This window comes from Streptomyces sp. DF42, assembly GCF_058267695.1.
The window spans coordinates 7,100,563-7,118,096 of the sequence record NZ_CM177859.1 but is presented as its reverse complement, the minus strand read 5'-3'; the positions used below and the strand labels follow the sequence as shown (position 1 = coordinate 7,118,096).

Annotated in this window: 15 protein-coding genes; 2 read left to right on the top strand and 13 right to left on the bottom strand. The window is 68.8% G+C overall.

The features are described 5' to 3' along the window. Positions 1-45: 45 nt before the first annotated feature. Complete coding sequence (locus ACYUED_RS32670; protein WP_491287953.1) at positions 46-924, bottom strand: ABC transporter permease; 879 nt, start codon at positions 922-924, stop codon at positions 46-48. Then, a complete protein-coding gene (locus tag ACYUED_RS32665; protein ID WP_491287951.1) occupies positions 914-1,729 on the bottom strand; it encodes an ABC transporter ATP-binding protein in 816 nt (271 codons plus the stop codon). The genes ACYUED_RS32670 and ACYUED_RS32665 overlap by 11 nt, the downstream gene beginning before the upstream one ends. Positions 1,730-1,889: 160 nt before the next feature. Here ACYUED_RS32665 and ACYUED_RS32660 point away from each other — a divergent pair, with 160 nt between their 5' ends. Beyond that, complete coding sequence (locus ACYUED_RS32660) at positions 1,890-2,582, top strand: response regulator (protein WP_491287950.1); 693 nt, start codon at positions 1,890-1,892, stop codon at positions 2,580-2,582. Between the two features lie 74 nt (positions 2,583-2,656). Here the strand turns inward: ACYUED_RS32660 and ACYUED_RS32655 are convergent, their stop codons facing one another. From ACYUED_RS32655 to ACYUED_RS32630, 6 genes are all read right to left on the bottom strand, one after another. Continuing rightward, entirely contained in the window at positions 2,657-4,249 is a 1,593-nt protein-coding gene (locus tag ACYUED_RS32655; protein WP_491287948.1) for a monocarboxylic acid transporter, read from the bottom strand. After that, positions 4,246-4,812 carry a DUF485 domain-containing protein gene (locus ACYUED_RS32650; RefSeq protein WP_491287946.1) on the bottom strand — a complete coding sequence of 189 codons (567 nt, stop codon included), beginning with the start codon at positions 4,810-4,812 and terminating at the stop codon, positions 4,246-4,248. The genes ACYUED_RS32655 and ACYUED_RS32650 overlap by 4 nt, the downstream gene beginning before the upstream one ends. 69 nt (positions 4,813-4,881) lie before the next feature. Beyond that, positions 4,882-5,565, bottom strand: coding sequence for a response regulator transcription factor (locus ACYUED_RS32645; RefSeq protein ID WP_491287944.1), 684 nt, complete (start codon positions 5,563-5,565; stop codon positions 4,882-4,884). Next, positions 5,562-6,713 (bottom strand): sensor histidine kinase, encoded by a 1,152-nt coding sequence (locus tag ACYUED_RS32640; RefSeq protein ID WP_491287942.1) that lies wholly within the window; start codon positions 6,711-6,713, stop codon positions 5,562-5,564. Before ACYUED_RS32640 ends, ACYUED_RS32645 begins: the two co-directional genes overlap by 4 nt. After that, complete coding sequence (locus tag ACYUED_RS32635; protein WP_491287940.1) at positions 6,710-7,234, bottom strand: DUF1453 domain-containing protein; 525 nt, start codon at positions 7,232-7,234, stop codon at positions 6,710-6,712. Before ACYUED_RS32635 ends, ACYUED_RS32640 begins: the two co-directional genes overlap by 4 nt. 455 nt (positions 7,235-7,689) lie before the next feature. After that, positions 7,690-9,810 carry a DNA gyrase/topoisomerase IV subunit B gene (locus tag ACYUED_RS32630; RefSeq protein ID WP_491287938.1) on the bottom strand — a complete coding sequence of 707 codons (2,121 nt, stop codon included), beginning with the start codon at positions 9,808-9,810 and terminating at the stop codon, positions 7,690-7,692. A 442-nt stretch (positions 9,811-10,252) separates the two neighbouring features. Here ACYUED_RS32630 and ACYUED_RS32625 point away from each other — a divergent pair, with 442 nt between their 5' ends. Next, on the top strand, positions 10,253-10,483 hold the full coding sequence (locus ACYUED_RS32625; protein ID WP_266522504.1) for a DUF7455 domain-containing protein: 231 nt from the start codon (positions 10,253-10,255) through the stop codon (positions 10,481-10,483). A 105-nt stretch (positions 10,484-10,588) separates the two neighbouring features. On the opposite strand, the gene ACYUED_RS32620 is transcribed toward ACYUED_RS32625, so the two are convergent. The 5 genes from ACYUED_RS32620 to ACYUED_RS32600 all read right to left on the bottom strand — a co-directional run bounded on the left by ACYUED_RS32620 (position 10,589) and on the right by ACYUED_RS32600 (position 17,457). After that, a complete protein-coding gene (locus ACYUED_RS32620; protein WP_491287935.1) occupies positions 10,589-11,455 on the bottom strand; it encodes a serine protease in 867 nt (288 codons plus the stop codon). Between the two features lie 134 nt (positions 11,456-11,589). After that, positions 11,590-13,107: an RNA polymerase sigma factor gene (locus ACYUED_RS32615; protein WP_491287933.1), complete on the bottom strand. Its 1,518-nt coding sequence runs from the start codon at positions 13,105-13,107 to the stop codon at positions 11,590-11,592. Between the two features lie 426 nt (positions 13,108-13,533). Then, positions 13,534-14,421, bottom strand: coding sequence for a FadR/GntR family transcriptional regulator (locus ACYUED_RS32610; protein ID WP_491287931.1), 888 nt, complete (start codon positions 14,419-14,421; stop codon positions 13,534-13,536). Between the two features lie 161 nt (positions 14,422-14,582). After that, positions 14,583-16,574 carry an ABC transporter ATP-binding protein gene (locus tag ACYUED_RS32605; RefSeq protein ID WP_491287929.1) on the bottom strand — a complete coding sequence of 664 codons (1,992 nt, stop codon included), beginning with the start codon at positions 16,572-16,574 and terminating at the stop codon, positions 14,583-14,585. Positions 16,575-16,698: 124 nt separating this feature from the next. Beyond that, a complete protein-coding gene (locus ACYUED_RS32600) occupies positions 16,699-17,457 on the bottom strand; it encodes an NUDIX hydrolase (protein ID WP_491287927.1) in 759 nt (252 codons plus the stop codon). Positions 17,458-17,534: the final 77 nt, after the last annotated feature.

Sequence of the window (17,534 nt, the reverse complement as noted above, 5' to 3'; positions counted from 1 at the left end):
TTGTGAGAGGGCGGTGCGGGGAGAGGAGAGGCGGCTCGGCCGGGTTCAGCTGTCGGAACCCACCGGCTTCCACCGGAAGATGCGGCGCTCGGCGAAGGTCAGCAGTCCCTCGGCGGCGAGTGCCACGACGGCGAGGATGACCATCGCCGCGTACACACCGGCCGTGTTGAAGGTTCCCTGCGACTGCGAGATGAGCAGGCCGACGCCCTTGGTCGCGCCGATGTACTCGCCGACGATGGCGCCGATGAGGGCGAAGCCGAAGCTGACGTGGAGGCTGGTGAAGATCCACGAGGTCGCGGAGGGTACGACCACCTGAAGCGTCACCCTGCGGTCGCTCGCGCCGAGGATCCGGGCGTTGGCGACGAGGTTGCGGTCGACCTCGCGGGCGCCCTGGAAGGCGTTGAAGAAGACCGGGAAGAAGACCAGGACGACAGCCGACGCGACCTTGGAGGCGGGGCCCAGGCCGAACCAGATCATGAAGATCGGGGCAAGGACGATCCTGGGTATCGAGTTGAGCACCTTGATGTATGGACCAAGGACATCGGCGAGGAAGGTGATCCGCCCCAGCGTGATGCCGAACACGACACCGGCGATCACACCCAAGACCCAGCCGAGCAGCGCCTCGTACAGCGTGTACCAGATCTGCTCGCCGAGGGACCCGATGGCGGTCCCGTGCATCACCCAGGTGTGGATCTGGTCCCAGATCTTCGAGGGCATCGAGAAGTTGAACGGATCGATGACCTTGGTCCTGGCGAACACCTCCCACAGACCGAGGACGGCGACCAGAAGCAGTACCCGGGCGGCATTGACGACGATCTTGCGTCTACGGGCCGCACGCGCGCGTGAGTGTGCACGGTTCGTCTTGTTGCCGGGCTCAGTCACCGCCGGCGCGACCTGGGCCTCGGGCATGACGTCAGGCGACATGGGCGGCACCCCTCTCACGGGTGATCCGGACCTCTTCGCCGAGGGACTCCCAGATCTCGCGGTAGATCTCGATGAACCGCGCCTCCAGGCGCACGGACTCGACCTTGCGCGGCCTCGGCAGGTCGATGTCGAAGACCTGCTTGACGGTGGCGGGACCGGCCGTCATCACGACGACCTTGTCGGCCAGCGCGATCGACTCCTCCAGGTCGTGCGTGACGAACACGACGGAGGCGCCCGTGCCGGCCCACAGCTCCAGCAGCTCGTCCGACATCAACGCCCTGGTCTGCACGTCGAGCGCCGAGAAGGGCTCGTCCATGAGCAGAATCTCGGGGTCGTTGACGAAGGTCGCGGCGAGCGCGACGCGCTTGCGCTGACCGCCGGAGAGCTGGTGCGGGTAGCGGTCCTCGAAGGCCGAGAGGCCGACCCGGGCCAGCCATTCGCGTGCCTTCTGCTTCGCCTCCGTCTTGGGCACGCCACGAAAGCGCGGGCCCGCCATGACGTTGGACAGGACGGTTCGCCAGGGGAAGGTGGCGTCCTGCTGGAAGACGAAACCGACCTTGTCGCCGACGCCGTTCACCGGCTCACCAGCGACCAGGACCTCACCCTCGGTGGGCTCCTCCAACCCGCTGACCAGCGTCAACGTGGTCGACTTACCGCAGCCCGTAGGGCCGACGACCGCGACGAACTCGCCGCGCCCGACCGTGAGGTCCAGCTCCCTCACGGCCGTGTGCAGACCCCCTGACGGGGTCCTGAAGATCTTGCTCGCGCCCCGGAGCTGAATGGCGGGGCTGGTGTCTGCGCTCATGGCCGGGGACGGTAGGTGTGGCAAGGGCCACAGCAGCAGCCTTGTGAGCGCATGCCGTTCTTTTGCTTGCAACAGCCTGTTGTGCTCGTTTTGCTCGCGCTACAACTGCGGAGCCGAACACGGGCCTGAGGCCCGCCTGGCCTTGACAGAAAGAGGCCCGATGATTGACGTCCTGGTCGTGGACGACGACTTCCGCGTCGCCGAGATAAACGCCAAGTACGTGGGAAAGGTTCCCGGGTTCCGGGTCACCGCCCGCGCACACAGTGCTGCCCAGGCGCTGGCCAGCGTGCAGCGCGGGTCCATCGACCTGGTCCTGCTCGACCACTACCTGCCCGACCAGACGGGCCTGGATCTCGTCCACCGCATGCGGGAGCAGGGACACGGCACGGACGTCATCATGATCACTGCGGCCAGTGACATGACAACCGTGCAGGCCGCGATGCGCCTCGGAGCGCTGCACTATCTGGTCAAGCCGTTCACCTTCGCCGCCCTGCGCAGCCGCCTCGACTCGTACGCCGCTCTGCGCCGCACCGTCGATCGGGTCGGCGGCCGCGGCATTGCCGGCCAGGACCAGGTGGACCGGATCTTCGGCGCGCTGCGCACCACCCCGGCCACGTCGTCACCGGGCCTGCCCAGCGGCCACTCGGAGCCGACGAGCGACCTCATCTGCCGCGTGCTGCACCACGCCGACCACCCGCTCTCCGCCCACGAGGTCGCCACCGAGACCGGCCTGAGCCGCTCCACCGCCCAGCGCTACCTCCGCAACCTCGAACAGACCGGCCGCCTTCGCCTCACGCTGAAATACGGCGACACAGGACGCCCGGAACACCTCTACGCGTGGGTGGCCCCTTAGCCCGAAGCTCCTTGGGCCGCCCCACCGCTCGACCAGCAGCCCGCTGTGCCGTACGACGACGAGGGTGGCACTCCCTACGCTGCTCCCGCCCCCGTCAGCGCCCGCACCTCGGTCTCCGCGTGCTTGGCCTCGTCCGGCATCTCGGCGGAGGTGACCGTACCGAGCCAGCCGGCGAGGAAGCCCATCGGGATCGACACGAGACCGGGGTTCTGAAGCGGGAAGTACTGGAAGTCGACGCCCGGGAACAACGATTCCGGACCACCCGAGACCACCGGCGACAGCACGACAAGGCTGAGGGCGGGGATCAGGCCGCCGTAAACCGCCCACACGGCGCCGCGGGTGGTGAATCCGCGCCAGAACAGCGAGTACAGCAGGACCGGGAGATTCGCGGACGCGGCGACTGCAAAGGCGAGGCCCACCAGGAAGGCGACGTTCAGGTCACGGGCCAGCAGACCGAGGGCGATCGCGACGACGCCGATCCCGACCGATGCGATCCGCGCCACGGCCACCTCGCTGCGCGGCTTGGCGTGACGGCGCCGCAGCGACGCGTACAGGTCGTGGGCCACGGATGCCGAGGAGGCAAGCGTGATTCCGGCGACCACCGCGAGGATGGTGGCGAAGGCCACGGCGGCGACGATCGCAAAGAGAACCGTTCCTCCTTTGGAACCGGCTCCGCCGCCCAAGTTGAGCGCCAGGAGCGGAACGGCCGTGTTCCCGGCCGCGCTCGACCCTCGTACAGCCTCCGGCCCCACGATTGCGGCCGCGCCGAAGCCGAGGACGATCGTCATCAGGTAGAAGCCGCCGATGAGCCCGATCGACCAGAGCACCGAGCGGCGGGCGGCCCGGGCCGTGGGCACCGTGTAGAAACGGGACAGGATGTGCGGCAGCCCCGCCGTGCCCAGCACCAGGGCGAGCCCGAGGCTGATGAAGTCGAAGCGGGCGGTCCAGCCTCCGCCGTACTTGAGTCCCGGTGCCAGGAACGCGTCGCCGTGACCACTGCGCTCCGCCGCCGTCAGCAGGAGCCGGTCGAAGTCGCCGTGGAACCGGAGCAGGACGAGCGCGGTCAGCGCCACCGTACCGGCGAGCAGGAGAACCGCCTTGACGATCTGGATCCAGGTGGTGGCCCGCATCCCTCCCAACGACACATAGATCACCATGAGCGCGCCGACGCCGATGACGGTCCAGGCTCGCGCGGCCTCGCTCGTCCCCCCGAGCAACAGTGCGACCAGGCTCCCTGCGCCCACCATCTGCGCCACCAGATACAGAACGGACACGGTGACCGAGGAAGTTCCCGCCGCGATCCGAACGGGTCTCTCGCTCATCCGCGCCGCCACCACGTCGGCCAGCGTGAACCGCCCGCAGTTGCGCACCAGTTCGGCGACGAGGAAGAGCACCAGCAGCCAGGCGACGAGGAAGCCGACCACATACAGCAGCCCGTCGTATCCGAAGAGCGCGATGAGCCCCGTGACGCCCAGGAAGGAAGCGGCCGACATGTAGTCGCCCGCGATGGCAAAACCATTCTCCATGGGCGAGAAGAGGCGCCCGCCCGCATAGAACTCCTCCGCCGAGCCATGCCGGTTGCGGCTCACCCATGTCGTGATCGCCAGGGTGACGGCGACGAACGCGCTGAACAGAAACAGCGCCAGCGTCTGGTGGTTGCCCGTCACAACGCACCACCTCGCACACCACGCGTCAGTTCCTGGGTGTCCCAGCGCAGTTCGAGCGCGGCCCGGTCCCTGCGCAGCCGCGCATGCCGGGCGTATGCCCACGCGAACAGGAACGTCGTGAGGAACTGCCCGAGCCCCGCGAGCATCGCCACGTTCACGGCGCCCGCCACGGGATGCGCCATCAACCCGGGAGCGCTGGTGGCGGTCACCACGTACCCCAGGTACCAGACGAAGAAGACGATGACTCCCGGCACCACGAACCTGCGGTAGCGGCTGCGCACTTCCTGGAACGCCGCGCTGCGCTGCACCTCGAGATAGACCTCGGCCGCAACCGCTGCCCCGTCCTCGCCCGGCCTCCGCCCGGAACCCGCCTCGGGCACCGGCACCTGTCCGCCGAGGCCGTCCAACTCGCCCCATCCGGAGGCGAGGGCGTCGTACCACGGGTCGTCGTATCTCACACCCCCGGGCACCTCGGCGAAGGACGTTTCGTGGTCCTCGCGGTGCTCGGCCGAACCATCGCCGCCACCCCCGCCTCCGCGAGGACGGCCATTGCTTGACTGCATGCCCAAGGATGGACAGAACGGAAGATCCCCGACTCTTCTTTCCCCGCGCTCTTCACCCCATCAGGTGACTCATCCCACCGGCGGCCGCACAAGCCCCTTCGCATACGCGTAACGCACCGCCTGGGCACGATCCTTGAGCCCCGTCTTGGCGAAGAGGTTGTTGATGTGGGTCTTCACGGTCGCGGTGGAGACATGCAGCTTCCGGGCGATCTCCTGGTTACTGAGGCCTTCGGCGATCAGCAGCAGCACTTCCGTCTCCCGTGCTGTGAGCCCGTCCGGCGCCTCGGTCATGGTGACCGGCGGCGGCTCCGGATCGGACAGCCGCTCCAGCAACCGCCGTTGGATGCTGGGTGACAGCCCCGCGTCCCCGGACAGCACACTCTGCACGGCCCGTACGATCTCGTCACCTCCCGCGTCCTTGGTGAGATAACCCCGTGCCCCCGCCCGCAACGCCGGGAACAAGGATTCGTCGTCCGCGTACGTCGTGAGGACCACGACCTGCGTCCCAGGGTGCTCGGCACGAATGCGCCGGGTCGCCTCCACACCGTCGCAGCGGGGCATGCGCAGGTCCATCAGCACCACGTCCGGGGCGAGTTCGGCGACGAGCTGCACCGCCTCGTCCCCGTCGCCCGCGGCGCCGACCACCTCGATCCCAGGCAGCAGGCCCAGCAGCATCACGATGCCCTCACGCACGACGGTCTGGTCGTCCGCGACGACCACGCGCGCAGGTCGCGTCTCCGCCCCTTCCGTCATACGGGCACCTTCAGCATCACCACGAACCCCTCCTCGTCCGGCCCGGCCTCCAACGAGCCGCCCAGCAGCTCGGCGCGCTCGCGCATGCCCAGCAGACCGTACCCGCCACCCGCCCCGGCGAGTTCGCCCGGTGAGCCTCCGGAGTCCCGTACGTCCAGCGTCACTTGCTGGTCGCCGTAGTCCAGCCGCAGCTGCACCTTGGACCCAGGAGCATGCTTGCGGACGTTCGTCAGGGCTTCCTGAGCAACCCTGCGTACGGCCTGCGACGCCTCGGCCGGCAGCTGCGTGCGCTCACCCGTAATGGTGACCTCGGCTCCGGCCGTCGCACCCACTAGCTGCGCGAGGAAGTCCTCCAGCGGAGTGAGCTCGCCACGCAGCGCGGACAGGGCGTGCCGCGTCTCGTCGAGACCGTCGCGTGCCATGCCCCGAGCCGCCACCACGCGCTCCAGGATCTGCTCCCGGTCGGCGCCCCGCTCGATCAGCAGACGGGCCGCCTCCAGGTGCACGAGCTGCGCGGAGAGGCTGTGCGCCAGCACGTCGTGGATCTCCCGCGCGATCCGCGCCCGCTCCGCGAGCCCCGCCGACTCCGCTTCGGCGGCCCGGGCGGCCCTCTCCTGGGTGAGCAACCGGTGAGCGTTGCCCCGCGCCTCGGCGTCGAGTCGCAGGGTGTAGCCCGCGAGGGCCAGCCCGACACCGGTGACGGCTGTCGTCAGCAGGTTGTCGTTGTTGACAACCCCGTACAGGCCGAGTGCCACCCCGGCAGCGGGCAGACCGGCCACCAAGGGAAGCCGCTCCAGCGAGGCGACCGCGCACCCGCACCACATGACCAATGCAGGAACCCGGAAGTCCGAGGACTGAGCCAGCATTGCGATGCCCTGCAACAGTGCGAGCGACCCCAGAGAGGGCCACAGCCGGTGCCGAAAGGTGCAGCGGAAGAAGGCCCAGGCAAGGAATGCCGCCAGGAGCACCACTCCGCCGCCCACGACCGCCTTCCAGCCGTGCATATGATCGCTGCTGAAGACTCCCCAGAGCAGCACGCCGAGGACCAGCAGCCGCCCGGCCCGGGCGAGCAGGCGCCGGGGCCGGGTGAGTCCCTCCCGAGCGAGCGCCTCCCGCGAGGGCCAGCGCATCCACGCGTTCCGCGTCACACGTGCTCCTTCCGCGCAGGGCGGGCCATGTGGTCACCGTGCGCCGTGGTCGCACCCACCGCCGGAGCGCTCGGCCGGGCCCGCCAGACCAGGATGCCGGAGCGGACCAGGAGGGTGGCCGCGAGGGCGATGAGCAGAGCAGAGCTGTCCTGGTGGACACCGAGGGCGGCGCCCAGAGCGAAGAGGCCGACGCGCAGGGCGATGCCGACGATCCAGACGGTCACGCTCGCCTTGGTGCTCTTGCTCCACACGGTACCGTCCGGCTCGGCCCATATTCGGGTCGTCCAGGCCCAAGCGGCCCCTGTGGCAAGACCGATGAGCAGTTCGGTGCCGAGCAGGGCGATCGACCCCGTGCGGTGGTGGACGTCGACGATGCCGGGCTCGCGCAGCGCCACGACCGCAAGGATCGCGGGCAGGAGCCACCAGCGCCGGCCGGTGCCGATCTGCTGGGCGCGGAACTGCCGTACGACCACCAGGACGACGACGGCCGCGATCGCAAGCCCGTTGACAAGCCCGGACATCAGAGCCTCCGTGAGCGAAGAGAGGGACCGGCAGCGAGTGCTGTCGACGCCTTCGACGCTACGGAGATTCGCAGGTCAGCAGATCGGAGCTGGGGTGGATCGTGGGTGGATCCGCACCCCGCCGAGGCATCCACCCACGGGTGGAGCCCACCCTCAGGCCCGGCCCCAGCCCCAGCGTGCCCCTCACCCGGCGCACGCCACCTGGCAATCCCTCTGCCGGGCCCAGCTCTCAGCTCAGGCCACCCCAGGCCGCCGGCTCCTTCACCCCAAGCCCGGGCCCGGCATGAGACCTCAAGGCCCTGGCCGGACACCTGACCCAACCAACGCCGACCGCCCGAGCCAGGGCCCATCGAGCGGGCGCTACATCTCGCGGCCGAGCCAGCCGAGCTCCACCTCAAGCCCAGCCCGCCATCCCCGCCCGCTGCGCCCGGCCCCCGCCCGGCCGAGTGCAGCGGCTACGCGTCGATGCGCGACCGGTCCAGCGTCGCCGCCGAGCTGGAGATGAACTCCTTGCGCGGCGCCACGTCGTTGCCCATCAGCAGATCGAACACCTGCTCGGCGGAGTCCAGGTCGGACAGGTTGATCCGGCGCAGGGTGCGGTGGCGCGGGTCCATCGTCGTCTCGGCCAGCTGGTCGGCGTCCATCTCACCGAGACCCTTGTAGCGCTGGATGGAGTCCTTGTACCGGACGCCCTTGCTCTGGAACTCCAGCAGCTTGTCGCGCAGTTCACGGTCCGAGTACGTGTAGACGTACTTGTCCTGCCCCTTCTTCGGCTGGACGATCTCGATGCGGTGCAACGGCGGCACCGCGGCGAACACCCGGCCCGCCTCGACCATGGGCCGCATGTAGCGGTGGAACAGGGTCAGCAGCAGGGTCCGGATGTGTGAGCCGTCCACGTCGGCGTCGGTCATCATGATGATCTTGCCGTAGCGGGCCGCGTCGATGTCGAACGTCCGCCCGGAACCCGCTCCTATGACCTGGATGATCGCGCCGCACTCGACGTTCTTGAGCATGTCGGTCACTGACGACTTCTGGACGTTGAGGATCTTGCCGCGGATCGGCAGCAACGCCTGGAACTCGGAGTTCCGAGCCAGCTTGGCCGTGCCGAGCGCGGAGTCTCCCTCGACGATGAACAGCTCGCTGCGGTCCACGTCGTCGCTGCGGCAGTCCGCGAGCTTGGCCGGCAGTGACGAGGACTCCAGAGCCGTCTTCCGGCGCTGCGCGTCCTTGTGCTGACGCGCCGCGATACGCGTACGGGCCGCGGCGACCGCCTTCTCCATGACCACACGCGCCTGGGCGGCAGCGTCCCGCTTCGTGGAGGTCAGGAACGCCTTGAGCTCCTTGGAGATCACTGTGTTCACGATGCGGCGGGCCGCCGAGGTGCCGAGGACCTCCTTGGTCTGGCCCTCGAACTGCGGCTCGGCGAGACGGACGGTGACAACCGCCGTGAGGCCTTCCAGCGCGTCGTCCTTGACGATGTCGTCCTCGGCGACACGCAGCAGCTTCTTCGCGCGCAGCACCTCGTTCATCGTCTTGGCGACCGCCTGCTCGAAGCCGGCGACGTGAGTGCCCCCCTTGGGGGTGGCGATGATGTTGACGAACGACTTCAGGTTCGTGTCGTAGCCGGTGCCCCAGCGCATCGCGACGTCGACCGCGAGTTCGCGGGTGACCTCGGTGGGCGTCATCTGGCCGTGGTCGTCCAGGACCGGGACGGTCTCCTTGAAGCTGCCCTGACCGGAGAAGCGGAGGACGTCGTTCACCGGTTTGTCGGTGGCCAGGTACTCGCAGAACTCGCTGATGCCGCCGTCGAAGCGGAAGGACTCCTCACCCTTGCTGCCGCCCTCACCGAGCCCCAGCTCGTCGCGGACGACGATGGTCAGGCCGGGCACCAGGAACGCCGTCTGGCGGGCGCGCTGGTGGAGGTTCTCCAGGGAGAGCTTGGCGTCCTTGAGGAAGATCTGGCGGTCGGCCCAGTAACGCACGCGCGTGCCGCTGCGGGTCTTGGGGATCCTCTTGGTCTTGCGCAGCCCGCCGGCTTCGAACTTGGCATCGGGGCCGCCGGCTGCGAAGGCACCTGGCACACCGCGCCGGAAGCTGATGGCGTGGGTGTGGCCACCGCGGTCCACCTCGACGTCCAGACGGGCCGACAGGGCGTTCACCACCGAGGCGCCGACACCGTGCAGACCGCCCGAGGCGGCGTACGAGCCGCCGCCGAACTTGCCGCCGGCGTGCAGCTTGGTCATGACGACCTCGACGCCGGACAGACCCGTCTTGGGTTCTACGTCGACCGGGATGCCCCGGCCGTTGTCCCGGACCTCCACCGAGCCGTCGTCGTGGAGGATCACCTCGATGTGGTCGCAGTAACTCCCGAGGGCTTCGTCCACGGAGTTGTCGATGATCTCCCACAGGCAGTGCATCAGACCACGGCTGTCGGTCGACCCGATGTACATGCCCGGGCGCTTGCGCACGGCCTCAAGCCCCTCGAGGACGAGCAGATGCCGCGCGGTGTAGTTGGAACCGTCCCGGTCTGCTCCTGCCAGCAGCGCTGTGGACGGCACGGACGTCTCGGCGGTCACGCGGTTCGCTCCTCGCTGAATTTCAGGTGTGGCCCTTGTGGGTAAGGGCTCGGCTTCAGTTGCCGTCAAGAGGGTACCGAGGCCTGGTAGAGCGGTTGTAACGCCACCCTCGTGTGAAGTTAAGAGTAGACCAGGGTCGCATATTTGTTCGATCCCTCGATGGAGTGAAGTACATATCACGTTCCCTTCCAGGCATGAACCATTTAGGCTCCGGGCACGTCCTCATGAACAACCGGCAAGCCAGCCGGGAGGACCTGACGTTGACAAACTGCGCGAACCCGTAAGACACAAAGACACGCAATACGGCACATTCGCCGCCAACCGGCAGCAGACAGCCGGCCTCGAGAGATTTTTTCGAGGAAAAGCCCCGGGCGGGAACGTTTTGGGGCTGGTTGGATGTTGACCCTGGTACGACAGCTCGTCGAGCTAGAGAAGAGGCGACGTGACTACTGTTCTGACCCCCGCGAGCCCACTGACGGCCGCCGATCGCTGCGACCGCTGCGGTGCACAGGCCTACGTGCGCGTTGTGCTGCTCAGCGGCGGAGAACTGCTCTTCTGCGCCCACCACGGCCGCAAGTTCGAGCCGGAACTCAAGAAGATCGCCGCTGAGATACAGGACGAGACGGAGCGGCTGACGACCGTTCCCGAATCCGCGTCCGAAGAAGAGCGCTGATACCTCGCACACCCGACGAGCCAGCTCCGGCACAGGCCGGTATACGGGCGGTGCGGCCCCTGTATTCAGGGGCCGCACCGCCCGTACTCGTACCCGAGAGGCCGCTCAGCCCCCGTCAGCACCCCTGCGGGTCGTACTTCCACCACCGCTCCGTCCCAGGGCCCGTACAGCCTCAGACACGCGCGTATAGACGCCGGGGCTGCCGGCACGACCACAGCCGCTACCCCAGGACACGAGCCCGATCAGTTTCCCCTGGGCGACGAGGGGGCCGCCGCTGTCCCCCTGGCAGGCGTCATGGCCGCCTCCCGTCTCGCCGGCGCACAGCATGCTCTTCGGGAGATACGTGCCGTCGATACCGCCCGGATACGCCTCTGCGCACCTGGCGTCAGGCAGTACGTGCAAGCGGGTCGCCCGCAGACTGCGCGCATAGTCGCCGCCGCCCGTGAGGTCTCCCCACCCGGTGACCATGGCGCTCGTACCGGGTTTGTAGGCAGGATCGTCGGAGGGCGCCGCCCCGATGACCGAACCCGGCGGCAGTGGTTCGGCGAGGGTGAGCATGGCGAAGTCCTCGGCGTTGTTGACGCTGTCGTAGTCCGGATTCACCCGGATGTCGCGTACCGGGATCTCCTGGCCGTGCTTCGACAGCAGGTCCGTACGGTTGGCGATGACCTTGAGATCGGTGACGCGCTTCGACGGCGTGCCCAGGACCTCCTCGCTCATGCAGTGGGCCGCGGTGAGCACGGTCGTGGGGTCGATGGCCACACCGCCGCAGAACTGCCCCGCACGCGTACCCCCGAACCGGTCACGACTGGACAGCGCCACCGTCCACGGGCTCGCTGACACGTCGATCGGGAAACTCCCTATGACCACGCTGTCGGTGGCCTCAGAGGCGGTGGAGAGCAACGGTATTGCGGTCGCTGCGGCCGCAAGGACCAGCGGCCGGGCCAGCGCACGGACAAAGGGACGACGCATACAGGCTCCTCACTCTGAGTGGATCGTGGGAGACCCAGGGTCATCCAGTCCGCCGCAGCCCGCACCCGCGACAGCACGAAAAGGCCCGGTCCCCCACCTAGGGAACCGGGCCTTCGATGTCGTCCGAGGGCGACCTAGTCGAGGTAGTCGCGCAGCACCTGCGAACGCGACGGGTGACGCAGCTTCGACATGGTCTTCGACTCGATCTGGCGGATGCGCTCGCGCGTCACGCCGTACACCTTGCCGATCTCGTCGAGGGTCTTCGGCTGACCGTCGGTGAGACCGAAGCGCATCGAGACGACGCCCGCCTCGCGCTCGGACAGGGTGTCCAGCACGGAGTGCAGCTGCTCCTGCAGCAGCGTGAAGCTGACCGCGTCGGCCGGGACGACGGCCTCGGAGTCCTCGATGAGGTCACCGAACTCGCTGTCACCGTCCTCGCCGAGCGGAGTGTGCAGGGAGATGGGTTCACGGCCGTACTTCTGGACCTCGATGACCTTCTCCGGGGTCATGTCGAGTTCCTTGGCCAGCTCCTCCGGGGTGGGCTCACGGCCCAGGTCCTGGAGCATCTGGCGCTGCACGCGCGCGAGCTTGTTGATGACCTCGACCATGTGCACCGGGATACGAATGGTGCGGGCCTGGTCGGCCATGGCCCGGGTGATCGCCTGACGGATCCACCAGGTCGCATACGTGGAGAACTTGTAGCCCTTGGTGTAGTCGAACTTCTCGACCGCGCGGATCAGACCGAGGTTGCCCTCCTGGATGAGGTCCAGGAAGAGCATGCCGCGACCGGTGTAGCGCTTGGCCAGGGAGACCACGAGTCGGAGGTTGGCCTCCAAGAGGTGGTTCTTGGCGCGGCGGCCGTCCTCGGCGATGATCTCCAGCTCGCGCTTGAGCTTCGGCGCGAGCTTGTCGGCGTTGGCCAGCTTGTCCTCGGCGAACAGACCGGCCTCGATGCGCTTGGCGAGTTCGACCTCCTGCTCGGCGTTGAGCAGCGGGACCTTGCCGATCTGCTTGAGGTAGTCCTTGACCGGGTCGGCGGTGGCACCCGCCGCGGCGACCTGCTGGGCCGGCGCGTCGTCCTCGTCCTCGTCGGAGAGCACGAAGCCCGCGCTCTCGGCGCCCTCGGGCTCGTCGGCGCCCTTGGGGGTGTCCTCGGTCGCCTCCTCCTCGACGACTTCGCCGTCATCCTTCTTGGAGGAGCTGGTCTTCTTGGCCGCCGTCTTCTTGGCGACGGTCTTCTTCGTGGCCGCCGCCTTCTTGGCGACCGTCTTCTTCGCGGCGACCGTCTGGGCGTCGTCCTCGACGGGCGCCTCCGGGGCGGCGGTGGCGGTGGCCTTCTTGGCGGTCACCGTCTTGGCCGCGACCGTCTTGGTGGCGGTGCGCTTGGCCGGACTCTTCGCTGCGACGCTCTTTCGGGTGCGCTTGGGCTCCGCGGCACTGACCATCAGCGTCACACCCTCTTCCTCGAGGATCTGGTTGAGGCTGCGCAGTACGTTCTTCCACTGAGTGGCCGGAATCTGGTCAGCTTCGAAGGCCCGACGCACATCGTCGCCGGCGATCTGCCCCTCAGCCTTTCCCCGCTCAATGAGAGCCATGACAGAGACGGACTCGGCGATCTCCGGCGGGAGCGTACGGGATGTGCTGGCCGACACGAACAACCTCTCGGAACGTTGGAAAACGGCTTCCGGCCCCATCCAGGCGGACAGGAGCCGACCACCGGCTTGGGGATTGGGCCGACGGCGCGGGCGAGGGCCGGGAAGATGCACAGCGCCGCAAACGGCGTCCGTATTCCCTCCTCGGCTGTCACCTCTTAGGTCATCGCGCTGCCTCCGCGAGTGTTACGCCCATTCTGCGTGGCCCGAGTCACACCCCGTAAGCGCTCAAAAATTATCAAACGTAGACATATGAGGTCATCCATGGGTCGGACCGGGGCTGCCCAAAGGGCCTCGCGGCCCGTTGCGCCGTCGGACCCCGCAGGATCTCGCGGATCCTGCGGGGTCCGACGGAGGCGGCTCGACGACCGAGCTATGCCTCAGGAGGGGGAGACATCTCCCGGCCGCGCCGCCCGCGGTGTGCGGTCAGTGTTCGCGCGGCGCGGGTACCACGCGCTCCACCTCGGGGTGGACCGTGAGCAGTTGGCGCATGGCCGATTCGGCCGCCGCGCCGTCCCCGGTGGCGAGGGCGTCGACGATCCTGCCGTGGTGCCCCAGCGAGGTCTCGTTCGGCCGGTCACAGCCGGTGACCGGACCACCGGAGACATGGAGGGCCGCCGAAACGATCCCGGACAGGTGCTCCAGCATCCGGTTGCCCGCGACCTGGATGAGCAGGGAGTGGAACTCGGCATCGGCGCGGGAGAAGGTGATGGGGTCACCCTGCCCCATCGCGTGCCCCATGATCTCGACCATGTCAGCGAGCCGCTGCTGGACGTCCTCGCGCCCGTGCCCCGCGGCGAGACGCGCGGCGAGCGGCTCCATCGTCCAGCGCAGCTCGCTCAGCTCGCGGCGCTGGTCGTCACGCTGCGGCCCGAAGGCGCGCCATTCGATGATGTCCGGGTCGAGAAGGTTCCAGTCACTGACGGGGCGCACGCGCGTGCCGACGTTCGGGCGGGCACTTACCAGGCCCTTGGCCTCCAGCACGCGGAGCGACTCACGGACGACGGTGCGGGAGACCTCGAAGCGCTGGCCGATCTCCTCCGGCACCAGCGGACGGTCGGCGCCCAGGTCACCGGAGACGATCATCTGGCCAAGCTGCTGGACGAGTTGGCCATGCAGCCCGCGCCCCCGGCTGCCTGCGGCACGCCGCCCGACGCGGCTCAGCTCCGGGTCCGCGCTCTCCCAGGCGGGGGCTCCGACGCGGTCGACCACGGGGGTCTCGGCGTAGGGGTAGCGGTCGAGTTCGCCCGGGCCGACGAGACCTGAGTCTGCGGAGCGGGCGGCGGTCATCATGGTGTGCGCAAGGGTACTCACGGATCTTTTGTCGGCGTCGTTCTCAACTGCCTTGAGGTCTTTGGTGAAAAGCACACGAAAGGGTGATCGCTCACCCCGTCGCAATTGACGCCTTATCGGAAAGAAATGGGCTTACCCCAGGGAGTTGCGCACAGGGTGCGCCGAAAGCGTGCGAACGGTGGTCATCGGACCCTGCTGCGCAGGGTGGTGAGCAGATACGCGCAGAGCAGAGCGCTGAGCGACAACGTCAGGGCGCCGCCCACGGGTTGGGCGATCACGCGCGCGACGGCGGACAGATAGCGCTCTCCCCCGAAAGGCCACTGCATGAAGAACACCTCTCGCAGCCGCAACGGAAGCCCGGCCGCCGTACGCACGGACGATCCCGCCAAGGCCTTTTGTACGAGGGGAACGACGAGGACCGGTACGGCGAGTACGGCCGCAAGTCCCGCGGTGGTGGACCGGAAGACGCCGGCGGCCAGCACTCCGGCCCACGCGCAGCCGACAACCAGTCCGAGCCAACTCGCACTCAGCGAAAGCCAGTCCCCGGGAACCTGCGTGAGCTCCCGTCCGTATACGAGGTAGAGCATTTCGGCGTCGCAGCCGACCGTGAGGAAGGCCAGCATCAGCGCGGTGGCGGTGGCGACGAGGAGTTTCGCGGCGAGCAGCCCCAGCCGACGGGGCACGGTGCCGCGGTCCGCCGCCAGCGCGGGGTGGCGGAACTCGTCGCCGAATGCCAGCGCGCCGAGCAGTCCCGCACCGAGCGCAGCAGGGGGAAGCGGCAGTTCCCGCGGCCACGCGACGAGCAGGCGCGACTGCGGGGTGTGCCCGATCCGTGCCAGGACGACGGCGGCGAGAGCTGACACGACGAGCACAGCGGCCGCGGTGAGAAACCCCGTGCCGATGCCCGCGGCACGACGGATCTCGTAGCGAAGGGGGCGGAGGGGGCTGGGGGCGGTGCGGACGGAGATGGGGGGTGGGAGGGGAGACACGTCGTCGAGGCCGGCTCCAGCGGGGCGCGAGGCCGGCATCGCGGCACGACTGGACGGTACGCGCGACGGGGGTTCGGTGACGGGCGACTTCAGTGGGTCGGCGTCATGCAGCCCGTAGCCCTGAGTCCGGGAAGCGGAATGAGGGCGCGTTTCATGAGCCGCACCCGCCGGCGTCGCAGCATGCGCTTCGGTGGCTGCCCGCTGAAGTGCCGCACCGGGGTTCTGAGCCGGGTCCGCGGTGCGCGACCTGTCCGGTGTCGGCGACTCGTCGGCGGCTTCCGCTTCCCTGATGGGGGCTTCCGTCGTTCCGGGCCCCATGTCCCCGGTTTCGTCGGCGAGTTGATGTACGAGGATGCCGTGGCGGAACGCGGTCTCGCCGATGTCGGCGCAGGTACTGCCGTACACGGAGAGCCGGTTGCCGCGCTCGCGCACGACCTCGACGGATCGCCGCGCGCCGCGGGCTTCCTTGGTGAGCTGGGCGGCCAGGCGCGCGGCGTGCGGACTGCGGACTGCGACGCGGGGGCGCAGCCGGGTGCGGGCGAAGTCGCCGGAGCTCTGGTCGGCGACGAGTCTCCCTTGCTCCAGTGTGACGACCCGGTCGGCACTGCCGGCGGCCTCCTTGGGGTCGGCCGTGGTCAGCAGGACTGTGCCGCCCTGGGCCGCGTGCGCGCGCAGCATGCCGTACAACCAGCGGGTCTCGCGGGAGGAGAGTCCGTCGGCGGGCTCGTCGAGTACGAGGGTGTGCGGATCGGGGAGCAGGGCGCAGGCCATGCCGAGACGGCGGTCCATGCCGCGGGACAGGGTGCCGAGGCGCTCGTCGCGCAGGCTGACGAGGCCGACGACTTCGAGGACCTCGTCGGCGCGGCGGACGGGGACTCCGGCGGCGGCACACAGCATGCGGAGATGGCCTCGGACCGTGCGGGCCGGGTGTCCCGGTACGTCACCCAGGAGCACGCCGACCTCGCGCGAGGGATGGGCGATGCGATGCAGGGGGCGGCCCCTGAAATAGGTGATGCCACGGCCCTGTTGGAGTTCGAGCATGAGTCTGAGTGCGGTCGTCTTACCCGCCCCCGTCGGGCCGAGCAGCGCGGTGAGGTGGCCTGCGCGTGCATCGAAGGAGACGTCATCGACGGCAGGCGCAAGCTCCTTGCGGGGATTGCTGGTCAATCCGAAGACCTGGATCACCCGCAGCAAGATAGCGCGCTATGTCCGTTTTTTCTGGATCGCGCGCCCACTTCGTAGGCTGGTCCGCTCCGGCCGTGTTGGCCGCCATCCGCTGAGCCGGCCGCGCCGAGTCCGGGCTCCCGCGTCACACTTCGGGGCGCAACATCGGGGGGTTGAGCAACGTGGCACCCCCGGCCCGGAACAACTGGGCGGGGCGACCGCCCTGGCGTGTGGTGGTCCCCCCGGTGGGGACGAGGAAGCCCGGTGTGCCCGTCACCTTGCGATGGAAGTTGCGCGGATCGAGTGCCACCCCCCACACCGCCTCGTAGACCCGGCGCAGCTCTCCGACGGTGAACTCAGTGGGGCAGAACGCCGTGGCGAGAGACGAATACTCGATCTTGGAACGGGCTCGCTCCACACCGTCGGACAGGATCTGTGCGTGGTCGAAGGCGAGCGGCGCCATCGGTTCGCCGTCGCGGCCGTAGCCGCCCTGCTGCAGCAGCTCCTCGACCGGTGCCCAGCGCGCGTTACTGGCGTCGCCGCCCGCCCGGGGTGCGGGCAGGTCGGGGGCCAGCGCCAGGTGGGCGACGCTGACGACGCGCATACGGGGGTCCCGCTTGGGGTCACCGTAGGTGGCGAGCTGCTCCAGGTGAGCGCCGTTGTCCTGCGCGGGAACGGACGGGTCGTGGGCGCGCAGCGCGGTCTCCTCGGCCAGCTCGCGTGCGGCGGCCTGCGCCAGATCCTCGTCGGCCCGTACAAAGCCCCCGGGCAGCGCCCAGCGCCCCTGGAACGGTGATTCCCCCCTGCGTACCGCCAGCGCGCACAGCGCATGACGGCGCACGGTCAGCACGACCAGGTCCACGGTGACGGCGAAGGGCGGAAATGCTGACGGGTCGTAGGGCATGCGGCGATCATAGTCGTCTGCTTGACGATAAACACTCCCCTTCGTCGGCCGCTTCGATGGCTGATCCACTTCGGTCC

Excerpts from the sequence above, each read along its gene's own strand:
- ACYUED_RS32635 (WP_491287940.1), bottom strand. The coding sequence starts at position 7,234 with ATGTCCGGGCTTGTCAACGGGCTTGCGATCGCGGCCGTCGTCGTCCTG.
- ACYUED_RS32650 (WP_491287946.1), bottom strand. The coding sequence starts at position 4,812 with ATGCAGTCAAGCAATGGCCGTCCTCGCGGAGGCGGGGGTGGCGGCGAT.
- ACYUED_RS32660 (WP_491287950.1), top strand. The coding sequence starts at position 1,890 with ATGATTGACGTCCTGGTCGTGGACGACGACTTCCGCGTCGCCGAGATA.
- ACYUED_RS32670 (WP_491287953.1), bottom strand. The coding sequence starts at position 924 with ATGTCGCCTGACGTCATGCCCGAGGCCCAGGTCGCGCCGGCGGTGACT.
- ACYUED_RS32665 (WP_491287951.1), bottom strand. The coding sequence starts at position 1,729 with ATGAGCGCAGACACCAGCCCCGCCATTCAGCTCCGGGGCGCGAGCAAG.
- ACYUED_RS32620 (WP_491287935.1), bottom strand. The coding sequence starts at position 11,455 with ATGCGTCGTCCCTTTGTCCGTGCGCTGGCCCGGCCGCTGGTCCTTGCG.
- ACYUED_RS32645 (WP_491287944.1), bottom strand. The coding sequence starts at position 5,565 with ATGACGGAAGGGGCGGAGACGCGACCTGCGCGCGTGGTCGTCGCGGAC.
- ACYUED_RS32600 (WP_491287927.1), bottom strand. The coding sequence starts at position 17,457 with ATGCCCTACGACCCGTCAGCATTTCCGCCCTTCGCCGTCACCGTGGAC.